An 18,166-nucleotide genomic window follows, 5' to 3' on the forward strand; every position below is an offset into this window, starting at 1 on the left:
GTGGTTTTCTATCTTCCTATAGGGAAATTAGAATTTCACTTTGTATCCTGCAAACACGACACGACCTAAGATATTATGAGTATCAGTATCGTATCCAGGGTAACCTAAGCTGTAGTTAACCGTTGGCATTGCATCAAACAAGTTGCGAGCACCTACAGTGACTTTGCCATAGCTGTCGAAGTCATAGTTCAGGGTGAGGTCCCATGTTGTGAACGATGAGAAGTCTTGCTTGTTTGTGCCAACTTCTTGTTGCTGTGGAGTTTCACCATCATAAGAGTCAATGTACTTAGCAATCAAAGATGCAGAGAAGTCATCGATGGCGTAGCTAAATGTTGTGTTGAAACGTAGTGCTGGATAACCCTTAGTACCTAACACATCATAACGTTTAGCAATCGGGCTTGCTTGTTCTGTGTATTCAAGCGCATAGGTTCCTTCAACCGCAAACTTAAATGCACCAAATTCAGCAAAATCGAAGTTTGATGTGAATGACACGTCAAGACCTGAGGTTTGTACGCCATCCATGTTGATGTTACCAGCGCCAATTTCATCGATGGTGCCGTCAGCTTTACGTTTAACGTAGATGTAGTTAGGGTCATAAGCACCTAAACCACCAATTGCTTCTAAATCAACGATAGTTTGTGCATCGATATAGCTTACTTGGTCAGTGATTTCGATGTTGTAGTAGTCAACAACTAAGTCAATGTTTTCAGTAATATTCCATACTGCACCGAAAGAGTACTGAGCAGATTTCTCTGGGTCTAGGTCTTTATTACCTGAACTCTTACGTAGGTACTGGTTATCTTCACAGGCTGGATTGTCTTTTTGATCTGCAGGCAGACTTTGACACAGAGTGGTGTCTGTGATTCTGTCGTAACTAGTCGCAGGTTTGCCTAACAGGTCATCCAGTGATGGAGCTCTGAAACCTTGACCGTAAGATGCACGTAACACTAAGTTATCTAAGGCTTCGTAACGGACGTTAACTGAGCTAGAAAGCTGGCCAACATCAGGCAAGCTATATTGGTCGTAACGGCTAGCGAGTTTCACATTCAAGTGATCTAAAACTGGTAGTTCTAATTCAACGAATGCTGCTTTGTAGCTTCTATCACCAGCAGAATCACCACCGTAAGTTCCTAATACATTACCAGCTGCTTGTTGAGCATCACGGGTATCTTTGTATTCGATTTTTTGGTATTCCATACCCACAGCGTAACCTAAGTCACCACCTGGTAAGGAGATAGGAGCCAGTGCGGCCCATGATAATCCTGTACCAGTAGTGTTAGATGTTGCTTTACGAGTCGCTGTATGCAAGAAAGTATCTAAAGTTTCTTGGGTCGCATTACCACCCTCAACAAATGGGTTGTATAGACCTTTATCAACCGCTTCTTGTAACTTATCTTCGAATACGTAAGAGTCAGTTTCAATGTTTACGATTTGATCTGAGTATTGTACGTACCAGCTCAGAGAGCCTGCATCTAACTCAAGGTTTAGACCTGTGACAATGTCTACAACGTTTGAGTCGAATTCAGTCTTACGATCAGCTACGCCCTTCAAGCGATGATAAGCTTGAACTTCTGAAGCATTCGCTGTGCCGAATGTTGGGTTTAATGGGTTATCTGCCGCCATGTATAGGTTAGGAGTCCACAGCGCGGTAGAAGACGTGATGGATTTATCACGCATTACGATAGCTTGACCAAACCACTCTAATTCATCAGTAATACGGTAAGTCATATTAGAGAATACAGAGTCTTTTGTTTGATCTGGCAAATAGTCAGTACCATCAAACTGGTTGAAACCACAAGCTGAACCGTCTTTGGTGGTTACAATGCGATCGGCTGGACAATCTTTACCTGGAACCTGTAAGCCAGTGTAGACTGGGGTGCCGAAGGTACCATCTGCGCCTTTCACTGGACGAGATTCAACTGGACGATATGTGCCTTCTGGCGCATATAAGCCACTACGGCCGTATTTCTTGTCCCAGTTCGCGGTTAAATGAGGACGTTGACCGCCTTGCAGTGGATCAAATTGTTTATGCTCGATGATCACTAAGCTGCTGCTTTTATCACTGGTATTACCGAAAGTGACAGAAGCTGACTTTTCGTCTCTTCCACCTTGAGTCGGGCTACCAAATTTGGCATCGAATGCTAAACCGTCAAAAGTCTTCTTAAGGATGATGTTGATTACACCACCGATAGCATCTGAACCATAAATTGCTGATGCACCGTCACGTAAAATTTCAATACGCTCGATTGCATCCATTGGAATTAAATTGAGGTTAGTAGCATCACCACCAAAGGTTGCAGATGGCGCAATACGGCGACCGTTGATTAAGGTTAACGTACGGTTCGAACCTAAACCACGCATACCTGAACTGGCATGGTTACTGGCAGAGCTACCAGCATCACTAATAAAACTACCAGCAGTGTTAAATGGCATTTGTGCTAAAACAGCAGAAACATCACTTAAACCTGTTTTGGCAATATCTTCAGCCGATAAAACAGTAACAGGTAACGCTGATTCCATATCAGTTCTTTGAATGCGGGAACCTGTTACTTCAATACGTTCTACCTTAGCGTTATCCTCTGCAGCATAAACAACAGTACTAGATAAAGCTGCTGTTGTGGCACCACCAATTAACGCAAAGCGAACCGCTTTGGCTAATGTCGAATTAGCGCGCATATCATTCTCCCTTAACACTTGTTATTTGTTTAATTGTTATTTTAATTAAATACGGAACGTTGTAAGAAATAGAGCCCTATTTAATTAGGCTCAAGATATAACCACAAGAAAATAACAAGTGCAACAGTGTAAATTTGCGTAAGTTGCAATGCCTAACCATAAATTGTTAATTAAATGTTTTTTGTTGGTTTTGTTTATGAGTGTGTTAGCGGTTTTTAGATGTTTAAAACCAATTATGGCAATAAAACCAGCAGTAAGTTTGAATGTATATTGATTAATTGTTCTAAACTTGTAAAAGTTGAAAGTTTTTGTAAGAATAAAATAATCATACTTTTTTTGTATATTTAGATTTTTATTTAAGCTCAGCGTTTATACGGTTTTGAATACTGTATTTTTATTGGCGCCGTATTAAAAATAGCTTAAATCAGTAGATGCTGTACGGTTATTAACTAGTTTTTGAATATCTTTTATTCAATGAGTTTTAAGTATTCAGTGTTTTCAATTTAAGCTAACTATTTTATGGGGATTTTTTAGCAAAATGCATTTAACTAGACAAAAGAAGTGAATTTAAATTCACTTCTTTTGTCATACAAATATTTTGTGAAATGAGATTTGAATGTTTTATAGACACCCGATACTAAGCGTTTTTAATACTTATGAGTAGGTTAAACTGTAGTGGCGTTATCTGTTATGTGAGTAGGATTAGGTAGATAATGAGTTAAATACCTGAGTGCGACATAACAAACGACTATGGTTGCAACACCGAGTTCGAAGTCCGCAAGTAACCTTACCCACTGAGTGAGGTCGCTCATTTGACTAAATTGCGCGAGCCAGTGGGCGGTTTTAAACAGTGCCGTCGCGCCGATCACCATGGGAAAGGTGAACGCAGCATAGCCTGGGCTAAAGGGCAATTTGAGCAGATGGAAAAAAGCGAGATAAATCACTGCTGTCATCAATACTGCAATACTGGCCAATACGGCGACCAAGGCAATCGAAGGTTGATCGCACACAGTTAAGTAGCCCGCTAAGGATAAACTGGCTGGCGCGGCGAGGATGGCAATGGTGGGTTTAGCCGCATCGGGCACGGCCTGACAGAAGATTAATCGATAGAGCATCAATGGCAGCATGACTAAATATGCGAGCATGCCGAAGGCTAGGATCAAGTTCACTAACCAAGGCGCACCATTACTGGGGAAGGTTACTGCCGCCACTATGATGCCAATAGGTGGCACAAACCAGCTCGGCACCATGTGTTCGAGCTTGAAGTCGATAGCGCGGTAATAGATAAAGGCGCCTAAAAAGATGACATGGATAACAATGGCCGCTAGCCACAGGGTTAAGCCTGCATGGGGAAAATAGTGGCCGAGTAGGTTCGAGACCACCATTAACGCCATGGCGAATGTTGGGATCACGCTACCAACAACTGGATGGCTGAGTTCGTTCTTCAGCACTGAGGGATGCAGAACAAATTTTGCAGCCAGCAGCATGAGTAAGACTGAGGCTATGGCCGCACCTGTCAGTTGGCTCCAACCATTGAGTGAGGGCATTACACTCTCCCAGGTCCAACCTAAGCTTGCAATCGCGAGGGCGAGTCCGCCCATGGGGCTAGGTAATTTTGCTGCCTGTGCTGTCCAGCGTTTACGTTTTGAAGTCATGTTTGTTACCTCTCAACACTGACATTAATTCGATGTGTCTATCTGTTAATGTCAGTGTATGGCTGAGAGCGTGATAAATAAAATTGATTAATTTTATTCTTAGGTTCAAATTTTATTAATCTTTAGGGTTTGCGTTTACAGCGCAGTAAAGTATGCCCAAGACCAAGGTTGTCAGTGTCTTCATCGACGTATAAGCCCGCTTGATGTAGTAACTTTATCAAGTCCTTAGAGTGGTACATTCGGCTATTACCATTGGCCATCGCAGTAAAATACAAGCTTGTCGCATTGACGCAATAGGCTGAGGCGGCAGAGGGTTGTCTGTCCCAGAAGGTTTCGACAATGAACAACTGACTGTTTGGCGTCATCGCCTGAGCGGTGCGTTGCAAGATGCTGAGGATTTGTTCCTGAGAGAAGCAGTCTAGGAACTGGCTCATCCAATAGGTATCGGCGCCTTCGACAAAGGGGCGTGATTCATCGAGCAAATCGGTGGCAAAGGTGTGGATCCGCTCGGCAAAGCCATGCTTGGCGGCATTGTCTTTAGCTACGGCTAATTGGCCGGGGAAGTCCATCAGGGTGACTTCAACCTCTGGATTAAACTCGCAGCAGCTTAGCGCCCATTTACCCGTATTTCCGCCTATATCGACTAAGTGTTTGGGAGAATGGGCAAATACTAAGGGTAAAATCTGTGGAAAAGCATGATCAGAATAATAGTGATCGAAGGCAAACCAGCTGGCCTTAGCCTGAGCAGGTAAATCCTTAAGGGCGGGGTAAATTGTCTGCCAATCACCAAATACCGCTAAGCCAGAGGGTTTACCCGCGACTAGCGCCTTATCGAGTTGAAACAGTCCCTGATAACACACGTCTTGCACAAAATTGAGGTTAATGGCCGCCATATCATCGTGCAGTAAAAAATAGCCTGTTTTATCGAGCACATAGGCATCACCATTGAGCCATACCAGCCCCATGCTCAGTCCCATATCGAGTAACACGCCAAGGGCATACTCGTTTAACACGCTGGTTTGCGCGAGTTGGGCAATGCTCAGCCCTTGTTCGCCAGCTTGGTCAATGGTGGCTAATACTTCAAATTTCAGCAGGCAATGGGCAACCTGAAAACTAATGGGGCCAAAGGCGATTTTTTGCGCCTCAAATTTGGCATCGAAGGCGCTTAAGGCTTTCGGGGTGTGGTAGAAGGACATAAATTGGCTGAGTTTACAAAGGAATACAATCTTTATAGCGAAGTTAACGGCAAAAGTCAGAGCGGCGGTGGAAAACTATGAACTAGCTCCAACTTAGTGAATAAATGCGGATCTTGGAGAGGAAAGCGGTGTTAATCGTGTTTACCCATAAATTTCGGCCATAAAAATACCCAGACAATGCTGGGTATTTTTAGCCGGACGAATCGACTTATTACTGAATGTTCTCTTCGTCGCCAAACTGGCCTTGGAAGAGTACAGAAGATAAGTAACGCTCGGCAGCCGAAGGCAGGATAACCACAATGTTTTTATCCGCAAACTCAGGCAGAGCCGCGATGCGGTTCGCCGCAACCACTGCAGCACCAGAAGAAATACCGACTAAAATGCCTTCTTCTTGCATTAAGCGGCGCGCCATGTCAATGGCTTCATCGTTGGTGACGGTTTCAACGCGATCGATTAACTCAAGATCTAAGTTGCCAGGGATAAAACCTGCGCCAATACCTTGAATTTTGTGCGGGCCTGGTTGCACTGGTAATCCCGCTAAGGTTTGGGTAATAACCGGTGAATCAGCGGGTTCTACCGCAACAGAAGTAATGGCTTTGCCAGCGACTTTCTTCAAGTAACGGCTCACGCCTGTGATGGTACCGCCAGTACCTACGCCAGCAACAAACACATCCACAGCACCATCGGTATCGTTCCAAATCTCTGGACCTGTGGTTTTTTCATGGATTTCAGGGTTTGCAGGGTTATTAAACTGCTGCAGCATAATGTATTTTTCAGGCGCCGATTGACGGATTTCTTCCGCTTTATCGATAGCACCTTTCATGCCTTTTGCGCCTTCGGTCAGCACTAGGTTCGCACCTAAGGCTTTAAGCAGTTTACGACGCTCTAAGCTCATCGTGTTTGGCATAGTTAACGTCAGCTTGTAACCACGGGCGGCCGCCACATAGGCTAAGGCAATCCCGGTATTACCTGAAGTTGGCTCAATCAGTTCGTGATCTTTGGTGAGCAGGCCTTTTTTCTCGGCATCCCAAATCATATTGGCACCGATACGGCATTTGACACTGAAACTTGGATTACGTGCTTCGACCTTTGCCAGCACTTTACCTTGGCTTACGCGGTTTAAACGCACTAACGGGGTATTGCCAATAGTATATGAATTGTCTTCGAAAATTTTGCTCATGGATTGCTTGCTCCTATGTTTGCACTATTGAATCATAATCGCCTGTGGCGCATTTAGAAGTGATTGTTTGTTCTTCTTTATTCGATTTGGTTATTAAAGATAATCCTGTTATTCGCAAAGCCCAATTGGCAGTGGGTTTAACTGTGTTAACCTCTTGCTAACATCAATAAAAAATAACCTGTAAATAAGAATAACCACTTGATGTTTCACTTATAAAACGTCTATCGAAATCGGATTGCCACACTATGAAGCAACAACAAACTGACTTGGGCAAAGATCCAAGAACTATGGTCACCCCTAAGGCATTCACTATTGCCGAATCGGTACTTTATACCCCGTTAGCCACGCCATTTAAGCGGGCACTGGCGATGTTAATCGACGGTTTATTTATCACTATTTTAGCCGAACAAATGGATTGGCTGTTTGTTCTGCTGGTGGTGGGGATTATTTATATCGAGAAACGCAGTCGACAGTTTGGTCGCTTACTCAAATGGGGCCTGTATGCGGCCATGCTGGGGTTGATGCTCTTTAGCTCGGCGGGGAATTTGTGGAATTTCCATCAATCGAGTAAAACTTCCCGCGAAAAGGTCTCCGCGCCCCAGGATATCAATGCTGTTGTTAAGGCGATTCCAGATCTTGTCTCCCTCGGACTCTGTGAAAATACCGATTGTGCCCGTGAACAGATCCATTCTTTGCAACAGACGCTCGACACTCAGACACTCGAGAATGTGCCCATGGAGGGAATGTCGGCAGCTGAGCGCCGCGATATGGTACTAGATACTTTAGAAAGCTCGGATTTATCCGAGGCCGATAAAACGCAGTTACGCGATGAAATTATGGCTGGCAGCCTCTGGCCTGAGGTGAAAGGGCTTGAAGTCACCCTAGACTCCACCAAGGGATTAGCTAAAAATTCAACAAAGGATTCAAGCACATTATCACCGTCGTCAAAGCCCAATCAGTCGTCTGATGGCAAGCTTGATGCCGTTCTCGTATCTGAACCGCAAACCGATGGATTAGCCAACGCTCAAATCGATAATCGAGCGGCAATTGAAAATGCTCCCTTAGGTCCTGACACCAACCTCAATCCTTTGCATCAAACCGAAAGCCCTAACAGTGAAGTCGATGATGAAGAAGAGAGTGACACCCGCAGTGTGCTGGCGTGGATCAAAGGCTTTATGAGCGATATGGGCTTAGGTTTTGGCTGGGCAGCATTTTACTTCACTGTGTTTACCGCCAAATTTGATGGTCAGACCTTAGGTAAGAAACTCTTAGGCATCCGCGTTATCCAACTCGATGGCGCTAAAATCAGCCTTTGGGGAGCATTTGGCCGTTATGGCGGTTATGCGGCGGGCTTCACGACGGGCTTACTGGGCTTTATGCAGATATTTTGGGATGCCAATCGGCAGGGGATCCAAGATAAAATATCTTCCACAGTCGTGATAGACTTAGCGCAAATGCATAAAAAGCAACAATTAGAGCAGCAACAGGCACAGGCTGAACACGCATTGGCCGCCGTGCCAACACAGAATAATGCGACGTCTGCTCACCTTACAACAAGCACCCGTTCGGAGCACCTATGAAACAGGTCGTTATTTCTGGCAGCGGTTTATTTACGCCGCCACACAGTATTTCTAATGAAGCTTTGGTGGAGAGCTTCAACGCTTATGTCGATATGTTTAACCTTGAAAATGCAGGATTAATTGAGCAGGGCCATGTTGAACCGCTGTCTTATTCCTCCAGTGAGTTTATCGAGAAGGCCTCGGGCATCAAACACAGATATGTGATGGTTAAAGACGGTATTCTCGATCCTGAAATCATGATGCCGCTTATTCCTGAGCGCAGCAGTGACGAGTTATCCATGCAGGCCGAAATTGGGGTTGAGGCGGCAGTGATGGCGCTTAAGCAAGCGGATGTGAAGGCCGAGCAAATCGATTTAGTGATCGTTGCCTGTGCTTATACGCAGCGCGCTTATCCGGCGATGGCGATTGAAATCCAGCGGGCACTCGGTACCCGTGGCTATGGCTACGATATGCAGGTCGCCTGTTCTTCGGCCACCTTTGCCATTGTGGCCGCCGCCAATGCGATTGCGACGGGCTCTGCTTCACGGGTGTTAGTGATTAACCCCGAAATTTGTTCGGCGCAGGTGAACTACCGTGACCGTGACAGTCACTTTATCTTCGGTGATGTAGCGACTGCTATGGTGCTCGAAGAGCAAAGCCTAGTGGCCGCCAATAAGGGTTTTAACATTGTTTCGAGCCGTTGCTTTACTGACTACTCGAACAATATTCGCAGTAATTTCGGTTTTTTAAATCGTTGCGATCCAAGTTCGGCACATCAGGCGGATAAGTTATTCCACCAACAGGGGCGTAAAGTCTTTAAAGAGCTGTTGCCGATGATTTATCAGCATTTAGACGAGCATCTGGCCGAGCAATCCCTCACACCACAGTCCTTTAAACGTTTGTGGTTGCATCAAGCCAACATCAACATGAACCAATTTGTGGTGAAAAAACTGCTAGGGGATGAGGTAACGCCAGAGCAAGCGCCCGTGGTGCTCGACGAGTATGCCAATACCGCCTCCGCCGGCTCTGTGATTGCCTTCCATAAATATTCCGCTGACTTTAACGCGGGAGATTTAGGGCTATTAAGCTCCTTTGGTGCGGGTTACTCCATCGGTAGCGTGATTTTGCAAAAACGCTAAATCGACTCAGGCCCCATTACCAGCAATGGGGCCTTCGCTTTTATATCAGCATATTGATTAAACGGCTCGATGCGGCACCTTAACCGAAAATGCCTTTACTCAGATAAGGCTGTGAGCTGCCTTAAAAGCACTTTTTTAAAGCCTCAGTTGCAATGCGAGAACATGCCATCATGACGCTTCTTCACCCTGATTCGGATATTCCGTTTCATCCCAATCCTGGTTGGTTTCTTGGCGCCTTTAATTGTTATGACCGTGAGGAAACGCTCGGGGAAATACTCAATCGCTACGATCCTTTAGATCCCGCGCAGCTGCAAGCGTTGTACGATGCTTATGTGTTTGATGAGTTTGGTGGACAGCTGGGATTTACCTCTGCCCACAGGTCTGCAATGGCGACAAATTTAATCGCTGCGCTGAGCGAGACAAAGCATGATTTCGCCGCCTATTTAGCGATTGATGAGAGCGAGGATGAGTGGTGTTTTCCCTCTGAGTGGGCATTCCCTGAGCCACGCTATCCCTTTGAGCAGGCGTATATTGCGCTGCTGCGACATTGGGGCGCGGAGCTCAACGCAATCGGGATTACGCTTCCCAGCCCAAGCTTATTGGGTATTTATGAGTCTTAGTTAGAATCTCGATTTAAGCCCACAAGTCTTATTGTGGGCTTGATGCAAAATCTTTCTGCCTAGAGCAACCAGGCATAGCTTAGCTTCATAAAATAGGTCTTCTCATCCCGAGTGAGCCGCGTGAGCTCATCATCCGAGGTTAGACTGTCGGAATAGCCCAAATAGAACACGCTCTGGGGATTGAGTTTGTAGCCGTAGAGGATTTCATTCCCTAAGTGTGCCGCTTCGCTATCGGGCGTCGAATACAAATACTGCGCAAGATTACGCTCGATTTGGGTGTAAATGCTCGATAGGCGAATAAAGCTGTGCAGACTCAGTTGCCAGTGCAGGCGTACATCCGAGAGATTTGCGGTAAAGAGTTTATCCTGCTCGACTTCCATATGCTGATATTGATGGGAAACATCTACCGACAGGCCGTTGGCTATTTTCCATTTGAACATCGGATTGATTAAGGTTTTTGTGCCTAGGCGATCGTTGAGGAAGTCAATCTCATCGCCGTAATGGATCTCCAGCTCAAGGCTGAGGACAGAGGTGGGCGTAATCGCGCCGTAAAGCCAGCCTTGGGTTTCTTGGTATTGATTGCTGTTACCTAACACCGCCAGTTGCGCGCTGTCATGGCGTGGGCCGACGCGTTCACGGGTTTCTATCCCAAAAGATAGCTCGCTCTGCAGCGCGCCATACATTTCCCAAAAGATTTCAAACTCTTGCTCGAGCTGTTCCCCGGCTTGATTTTGGGTGATATCCCAGTCGCCACCGAATTTAATCTTGTTAAATATGGTTTCGGGATACCAAATTAAGCCACCACCTGCCATCAAGGTGCGGTAATCAATTTTTTCCACAAAGCCTAAATCGGCGCGAAAATCGGGGGACACATCGTGGTACTCGCCGTAGGCGAACCAATCGCGGGCGTTGTGTTCGTAGGTCAGTTGATACAGGGCGCCACTGAAATCCCGATCCGATTGGCTACGTAACACTTGCTCATTCACTTGGCATTGGCCGAGCTCACAGCTTAACGGCGTTTGGCCACAGAGTAGCCCTTCTGTCAGTTCTCCCTCCACATTGCCGCAAAACTGTTGATATAGGGCAGTAGGGTAACGTGTCTGCGAATAGGCCACCTGAGCGGTAAAGATGTCCTGGGCTGTCGGTTGGTATTTCGCATCTAAGCTCATGACATAATTGTGGTAATCATTTTGCGCGGCAAATGCTGTTAGTTGATTGTCGGCACTGCTCTTTGCCGTGATAAGCCCCCCAAAGGAGAAGGTTTTATCCATATCGAAGCGGTAACGCGCCGCAAGGTTAAGGCTTTCTTTCGCTAAGGAGGTGACCTCAGAACTTAAATTCCCCGGCATCAAAAAGGTCGTTTGGCTGTCATTGGCGGCCAGCAATGCCCAAGTGTGTTGTTCGGTTTGGCTGGTGAGTTTTAGCCCATAGTCCGGCGATATAATATTGCGGGTATGCAGCAGATTCACTTGGGTATCGAAGTAGTCTTTATTGTCGAGGAAGAAGGGGCGTTTCTCATCAAAAAACAGCGCAAAAGTGCTGTTGATATCGAGCTGTCCAGCATCGGACTCCACCTGGGAAAAATCGGGATTAATGGTGGCATTTAGCAAGGTGCGTGAGTTAATGCCCCAGCGCAAATCGAGCCCAGGTTCATAGTTGCTCTCGGTTTGCCAGCCATTTGCGCTTTTTTGCTCATTGCGATTGGCGACAAAGGAGGGGGTAATTTGCAGATCTTGTCCTTGCTTGGCGGAGGCTAAGCCCGTGGCGACGCCGAGCTGGCATAACTGGCAACTGATGTTACGATCGATTTTATGGGTGGAGATGCGATGATTTTCATTGCGTGGATAGTAGCGGATCAGCTCAAATCCCCATTCTTGAACGGGCTTTTTATCGTCAAAGTTAAATAGTCGTAATGGCAACTCGACTTCGACTTGATAACCCTCGGCGGTGATTTTACCGGCGGTTTTCCAAATGCCATCCCAAGCTTCGCTCTCTTCGCCCGTGAGCTCATTCTCTATCGAGTCTAGTTGCACGCCCAGTGGGTTGATAAAAAACTGATAGGCCAAACGCGCGTTGTTAAAGGTATCGAGCTTGATCCCTACTAGATCGTCGCTCCAGAGATTATCCCTGTCCTTGAGCGTGGCGCGAATATGTTGTGGTTGACTGTCTTTAGCGGTAAAGGCCACAAATAGGCTGGTTTGGGTCGCGTAAATTCTGGCCTCGGTGTAAACCGGCGCCGCCGTGTTTTCACTGGGCTGAGTTTCATAGCGTAGCTCGACCTGCGCCGCGTGCTGCCACACCGCCTCATCAAATTCGCCATCAATATTGGCGGCATCTTCTAAGGTCGGGATCGTTAATTGAAATTGGCTGGCTGAGCCCGCCAAGCTTGGCGAACTGAGAAATACCGCAGTTGCTAACACTAAGGGGAGAAACGTCTTCAACAACAAGGCCCAAATCATTCTGAAATGGCGCGCAGTGTGCCAGAAATTGCGCGTTAACAAGAGTGGGCAATTGTTACAAGAATTGTATTAAAAATAGCTGAAAACTAAGGCGGCACTGGATGGCGGGCATCCAGTGCGTTGGGGGGATTATTCGGGAGAAACCACAGGATTACGGTAAGCTTCGCGGTACTTATCGACCCACATAGCGGTGGCACCACAAATCGCGACTGGCATGACGATAAAGTTCACCACAGGGATCATCGAAAACAGGGTCACAGTCGCGCCAAAGGTAAAGCTGGTGCCGCGGGTTTGATTAAGGGCAAAGCGCATATCCTTGAAGCTCACCTTGTGGTTATCAAAGGGATAGTCGCAGTATTGAATCGCCATCATCCAAGCGCTGAATAAAAACCACAAAATTGGCGCTAAGGTTTGCCCCACCATGGGCACTAAAAACAGCAGCAAAAATACCAGCGCACGGGGCAAATAGTATTTGAGTTTGATCCATTCACGGCCAAGAATGCGTGGTAAGTCTTTGACTATATCCATGCCCGAGCCCGTATTCATCGGTTTGCCAGTCAATAACTGCTCGACTTTTTCGGCCAGCAAACCATTAAAGGGCGCGGCCAGCCAGTTCATTACCGAACTAAAAACAAACGCCAGCATCACCAACATAGTGGTCACCGCTAACGGCCAGAGCAAAAAGTTAAGCCAACTTAAGTATTCGGGGAGCTGGGCATTCATCCAAGTGAAGAGCACATCGAGCTGCCCAATCGCCACATAGATAACAGCCGCAAACAGCACTAGGTTGATCATTAAGGGAATAAATACAAAGGTGCGCAGGCCTTTACGTTTGATTAAACCAAAGCCATCGAGAAAATAATTCACACCACTTTTACCCTGCGAAGGGGAGGAGGATTTCTGTGTCATATCGTCATTCCAAAAAAGTTGAGATACAGCGTGAGATACAGATAAGTGCGATTGTGATCAACTCGTCGCGAGATGACAAGCTAAAAGCCATATGAATTCAATAAAAAGCGTTACAAAATACTGCCTGCTTTGCTAAAGTTGGCCTCAGAATTCTATGACACGACTCGGGCTAATATTGGCCTGCATCCCTATTGGCCATCGCCCTGATGGCTTTTTATACTGAGACGCGCTAACTGGCACCATGAGATTAAAACAAATAAAACTTGCCGGCTTTAAGTCGTTTGTCGATCCCACCAAAATTCCGTTTTTACAGGCATTAAGCGCCATTATTGGCCCAAATGGTTGCGGTAAGTCCAACGTGATTGACGCCGTGCGTTGGGTGCTGGGCGAAAGCTCGGCAAAGCATTTGCGCGGCGACTCCATGAGTGACGTGATTTTTAACGGCTCCAGCGCCCGTAAACCCGTGTCTGTGGCGGGCGTTGAACTGGTGTTTGAAAATAAAGAGGGCCGCCTTGCGGGCCAATACGCCAGTTATGAAGAAATTTCGGTAAAACGTCAGGTGAGCCGTGACGGCGAGTCTTGGTATTTTCTCAACGGCCAAAAATGTCGCCGTAAAGACATCACCGATCTGTTTATGGGCACCGGGCTTGGGCCGCGCAGTTACGCCATTATCGAACAGGGCACGATTTCACGTTTAATCGAATCTAAACCTCAAGATTTACGGACTTTTATTGAAGAAGCGGCGGGGATTTCCCGCTATAAAGAACGGCGGCGTGAAACGGAAAACCGTATCCGTCATACCCGCGAAAACTTGGAGCGTTTAGGGGATATTCGCAGCGAGTTAGCCAAACAGCTGGAAAAACTCAGTCAGCAGGCCAAGGCGGCGAAGCAATATCGTGAGCTGAAACAAGCAGAGCGTAAAACCCATGCCGAGCTGCTGGTGATGCGCTATCAAGAGCTGCAGAGCCAAATGGCGAGTTTATCGGAGCAGATTAGCTCACTCGAGCTGCAACAAGCAGCGGCCCAGTCCTTAGCGCAAACCGGCGAGTTAGAAAGCACTGAGCTGCAACTCACACTTTCGCAGTTAGCCGAGCAGGAGCAGCAGGCGGTCGAAGCCTATTACCTGACCGGTACCGAAATCGCCAAGCTTGAGCAACAGTTACAGAGCCAAAAGCAGCGCGACGCCCAGTTGCATACTCAGCTCGAGCAATTGAGTGAGCAAATCATTCAAAACCAAGCCAAATTAGCCGCTTACCAGGCCAGCTTTCAAGCGCTTGAGGCTGAGCTTAGCAAACTTGCGCCGCAACATGATTTGCAGCAAGAAATGATGGATGAGCTGCAAGCCCAGTGGGAAATGAGTGTTTCGCGCAGTGAGGCGCAAACTGAAAGCGCCAGAATGCTGGCGGCGGCCGTCGCTCAGCATAAACTGCAATTAGAATTACACCGCAGCAAACAGGCTCATCAGCAGCAATTAAATACCCATAAAATCCAGTTACACCAAGAGCAACAACAAGAGTTGGCCTCGCTTAATGCGCATGCCCTCGAAGATAACAGCGCATCACTCAATGACGAGATTGCCCAGTTAGAGCAAGTATTAGCTGAACAAGTTGAAATCAATCAAGAGTTTGAATCCACTCTGGCTGCCGATACTCACGCGTTAGATTTAGCACGCGGTGAGTTTGAGCAATTATCGCAACGTTTAACCTCGATGCGGGCACGCTTCGAACTGGTTGAACAATGGCTCGCGAAACAAGAAGAGTTAAGTGATAAGCCGCAGCTGTGGCAAAGCATTCAAGTCGAAAACGGCTGGGAAGCCGCGGCAGAGCTTGCATTGCAGGGATTGATGACGCTGCCCGTTGGTGTTAACGCCAATGAGATAGGGTTTTATGCCGATGCGGCCTTGGTGGCGGATGCGCATCTCGATGGCTCTCCCATCTTAGGTGCTAAATTGAACCTTGCCCCTTGGCTTAAGGGACTCAAATGGGCCGATAATCTGGCCAGCGCGCAAGCACTGCTGCCGAGCTTGGCGGCCGATGAGCGAATAGTCACCGCCGACGGTTATCTGCTCGGCAAAGGTTTTTTGATTGCCAAACAAGACAATAGCCAATCGTTAGTGCAATTGAGTAAAGAACAAACCCAGCTGAGCGAGGCTATCGCCGAGTGTGAGCAGGCGAAGGCCATACAGCAGGCAAAGCTTGATGAATTAGCGCAGCAATTAACCCAGGTGCGTGACAGCTTAAGTCAAGGCACTAAACGCTTACACCAGTTGCAGCTGGATAAAGCCACCAAATCTACCCAGCTTAATAATGCACAGGCGCAGGCCAAACAGCGTGAAGCTAAACGGGAGCAACTAGCAGAAACCGTTGCCCGAACCCAGGCCGAGTTAGCCGAGCTTGCCGAGCAGTTAATGCTGCTTGCGGAGCAAGAGGATGAACTGGCAGAGGCGCTGGAGGTCAGCCTTGAGAAGCAACAGCAACAAAGCCAAGATGCGCAAGGGGATATGGCACGTCATCAAGCCTTGAAGGCGCAGATTGGTGATGCGGAGCGGCGCTTAGCGAGCCTCAATGCCAGTCTGCAATCGGTCACCACTCGGATGGCGGTGAGCACAGAACAAATTGAATTACAGCGTGTACGTGTCAGTGAATTAGTCCACTCAAAGGAAACACTGTCAGCCCAACTTGCCAACGTAGCGGCACAAGAGGGCGATCAGCAAACGGCGCAGCTCAGCGAACAACTGGCGCAGTTACTCAATCAACAGCAGAGTCAGCAACAGGCACTTAAAAGCCTCAGGTCGCAACAAAGTTCGCTCACTGAAACGCTAAACAGTATAGGATTAAAGCAAAAACAAGAGCTTGGTAAGCTTGAGGGCTTGACTCAAAGCCTCAGCACGTTAAAGTTACGTCGTGAGGGATTAAAAGGGCAGGCTGATAGCCAATTAGCGGCACTGTCAGAGCAACAAATTGTGCTCGCCCAGATTGTCGATTCCCTGCCTGCGGATGGACATCCCGACAAGTGGCAGCGTGATTTGGATCAGATCCGCCAAAAAATTATTCGCTTAGGGGCGATAAACCTCGCGGCGATCGAAGAATTCGAACAACAAAGTGAGCGAAAATCCTATTTGGATCATCAAGATGAAGATCTAAACAACGGTCTGGCCACGCTAGAGGAAGCCATTCGGAAAATCGATAAGGAGACCCGCACTCGCTTTAAGACCACATTTGATGCGGTAAACGAAGATCTAGGGCGTTTATTCCCTAAGGTATTCGGTGGCGGACGCGCGTATTTAGCGCTGACGGAAGACGATTTATTAGAAACGGGCGTGACCATCATGGCCCAGCCGCCGGGTAAGAAGAACAGTACAATCCATCTTCTTTCCGGTGGTGAAAAAGCCCTAACGGCTTTATCATTGGTATTCGCGATTTTCAGGTTGAATCCAGCTCCCTTCTGTATGTTAGACGAAGTGGATGCGCCCTTAGACGATGCCAACGTAGAACGATTCTGCCGATTATTGAAGGAAATGTCGCAGAGCGTACAGTTTATCTATATCAGCCATAACAAAATTACGATGGAGATGGCTGATCAACTTATCGGTGTGACTATGCATGAGCCGGGTGTATCCCGTATAGTCGCAGTAGATTTAGAGCAAGCGGTGGCAATGGCCGACGCTTGATAACTAGAAGAAAGACAGGGTAACCAATGGAAGATTTGCAACTAGTATTGTTCGTTTTAGGCGCCATAGCCATAGTTGCTGTGCTGGTGCATGGATTTTGGTCTATCAGAAGACAACAACCTAAGTCATTGAAAGATAGTCCGATGGGCAATTTTTATAAAAAGCAGGCCGAACGCGGCGAGGGTGCGCCTAAGCGTGTTGATGCCGATGGTTTCGATGCCGATGGGATTGGTGCCGTCAGAGTCCGTAAAGCGAATGAAGCCCATACCCAAGAGGCACCTGCGTTTAACCCTTATTTAAAGCAAGAAGCCAAAGCACAACCTCAACCTGTGGAACCCGTGCAAGTTGAACCTAAGCCGCTGTTTAAGCAAGAGCCAAGCATGGCGCAGCCTGATTTTAGTCTGCAATCCCCTACGGCCAAAGAGCAACACCGAGGTCCTAAAGCATCACGCCAAGAGCCCGTATTACCAGGACATTCTGCCAATCTCGCTCAAGCCCATGTAGGGCAATCCCATGCGGCCATGGTGGCGCAAAAAGCCGCCGAAGAACAACGTGCGCAGGTGCAAATGCCTACGCAAACCGCTCTTTTCGATGAGGAAGAGGCGTATGAAGAAGAGCAACCTCAAGCCGTAGAACAGGCTGATGATGATTTGGGCGAGCCACGCGATGTATTAGTGCTGCACGTCGTGGCAAAAGAAGGTCAGCAGCTTAATGGCGCCGAATTGTTACCTTGCTTCTTAACCCTTAATTTTAAATATGGCGATATGAATATTTTCCACCGCCATGTAGATAATGCTGGTAATGGTAAAGTGTTGTTCTCCATTGCGAATATGGTAAAACCTGGGATTTTTGACCCAGACAATATGGAACAATTCAGCACCCAAGGTGTGGTGTTCTTTATGACCTTGCCTTGCTACGGTGATGCGCTAATGAACTTCTCCATCATGCTTAACTCGGCGCGCCAATTGGCGGATGATATCGACGCGGTAGTGCTCGATGGTCAGCGTCAACCTTGGGGCGAGTTTACCAAGCAAGATTATTTACACCGCATTCGCGCAAACGCTTAATGCAACACCGCGAGACCGCGGTGATAGACAGATGGG

Annotated in this window: 11 protein-coding genes; 5 read left to right on the forward strand and 6 right to left on the reverse strand. The window is 47.3% G+C overall.

Going from position 1 to position 18,166, the window contains the following annotated elements; translation table 11 throughout:
* Positions 1-27: 27 nt before the first annotated feature.
* From K0H60_RS08090 to cysK, 4 genes are all read right to left on the reverse strand, one after another.
* Complete coding sequence (locus K0H60_RS08090) at positions 28-2,676, reverse strand: TonB-dependent receptor plug domain-containing protein (protein ID WP_220057818.1); 2,649 nt, start codon at positions 2,674-2,676, stop codon at positions 28-30.
* 665 nt (positions 2,677-3,341) lie between these two features.
* A complete protein-coding gene (locus K0H60_RS08095; RefSeq protein ID WP_220057819.1) occupies positions 3,342-4,331 on the reverse strand; it encodes a TDT family transporter in 990 nt (329 codons plus the stop codon).
* A 122-nt stretch (positions 4,332-4,453) separates the two neighbouring features.
* Positions 4,454-5,527, reverse strand: coding sequence for a methyltransferase (locus tag K0H60_RS08100; RefSeq protein WP_220057820.1), 1,074 nt, complete (start codon positions 5,525-5,527; stop codon positions 4,454-4,456).
* Positions 5,528-5,738: 211 nt separating this feature from the next.
* On the reverse strand, positions 5,739-6,707 hold the full coding sequence (gene cysK / locus K0H60_RS08105; RefSeq protein ID WP_011622282.1) for a cysteine synthase A: 969 nt from the start codon (positions 6,705-6,707) through the stop codon (positions 5,739-5,741).
* Between the two features lie 245 nt (positions 6,708-6,952).
* Between cysK and K0H60_RS08110 the strand changes: the two genes are divergently transcribed.
* The 3 genes from K0H60_RS08110 to K0H60_RS08120 all read left to right on the forward strand — a co-directional run bounded on the left by K0H60_RS08110 (position 6,953) and on the right by K0H60_RS08120 (position 10,025).
* A complete protein-coding gene (locus K0H60_RS08110; protein WP_220057821.1) occupies positions 6,953-8,287 on the forward strand; it encodes an RDD family protein in 1,335 nt (444 codons plus the stop codon).
* Positions 8,284-9,405, forward strand: coding sequence for a beta-ketoacyl-ACP synthase III (locus K0H60_RS08115; RefSeq protein ID WP_099458323.1), 1,122 nt, complete (start codon positions 8,284-8,286; stop codon positions 9,403-9,405). Before K0H60_RS08110 ends, K0H60_RS08115 begins: the two co-directional genes overlap by 4 nt.
* A 170-nt stretch (positions 9,406-9,575) precedes the next feature.
* Entirely contained in the window at positions 9,576-10,025 is a 450-nt protein-coding gene (locus K0H60_RS08120) for a hypothetical protein (protein ID WP_220057822.1), read from the forward strand.
* A gap of 59 nt (positions 10,026-10,084) precedes the next feature.
* Here the strand turns inward: K0H60_RS08120 and K0H60_RS08125 are convergent, their stop codons facing one another.
* Both K0H60_RS08125 and cysZ read right to left on the reverse strand, forming a co-directional pair.
* Entirely contained in the window at positions 10,085-12,484 is a 2,400-nt protein-coding gene (locus tag K0H60_RS08125) for a carbohydrate binding family 9 domain-containing protein (RefSeq protein WP_220057823.1), read from the reverse strand.
* A gap of 129 nt (positions 12,485-12,613) precedes the next feature.
* Positions 12,614-13,393: a sulfate transporter CysZ gene (gene cysZ, locus K0H60_RS08130; protein ID WP_089068065.1), complete on the reverse strand. Its 780-nt coding sequence runs from the start codon at positions 13,391-13,393 to the stop codon at positions 12,614-12,616.
* A gap of 241 nt (positions 13,394-13,634) precedes the next feature.
* Here cysZ and smc point away from each other — a divergent pair, with 241 nt between their 5' ends.
* Together smc and zipA are read left to right on the forward strand one after the other, a co-directional pair.
* A complete protein-coding gene (gene smc / locus K0H60_RS08135; RefSeq protein WP_220057824.1) occupies positions 13,635-17,063 on the forward strand; it encodes a chromosome segregation protein SMC in 3,429 nt (1,142 codons plus the stop codon).
* A gap of 26 nt (positions 17,064-17,089) precedes the next feature.
* The gene (gene zipA, locus K0H60_RS08140) at positions 17,090-18,130 is read left to right on the forward strand and encodes a cell division protein ZipA (protein ID WP_220057825.1); all 1,041 of its coding nucleotides are present in this window, start codon (positions 17,090-17,092) and stop codon (positions 18,128-18,130) included.
* The last annotated feature ends 36 nt before the right edge of the window (positions 18,131-18,166 follow it).

Origin of the sequence: Shewanella mangrovisoli (genome assembly GCF_019457635.1) — a bacterium.
Classification (GTDB): Bacteria; Pseudomonadota; Gammaproteobacteria; order Enterobacterales; family Shewanellaceae; genus Shewanella; species Shewanella mangrovisoli.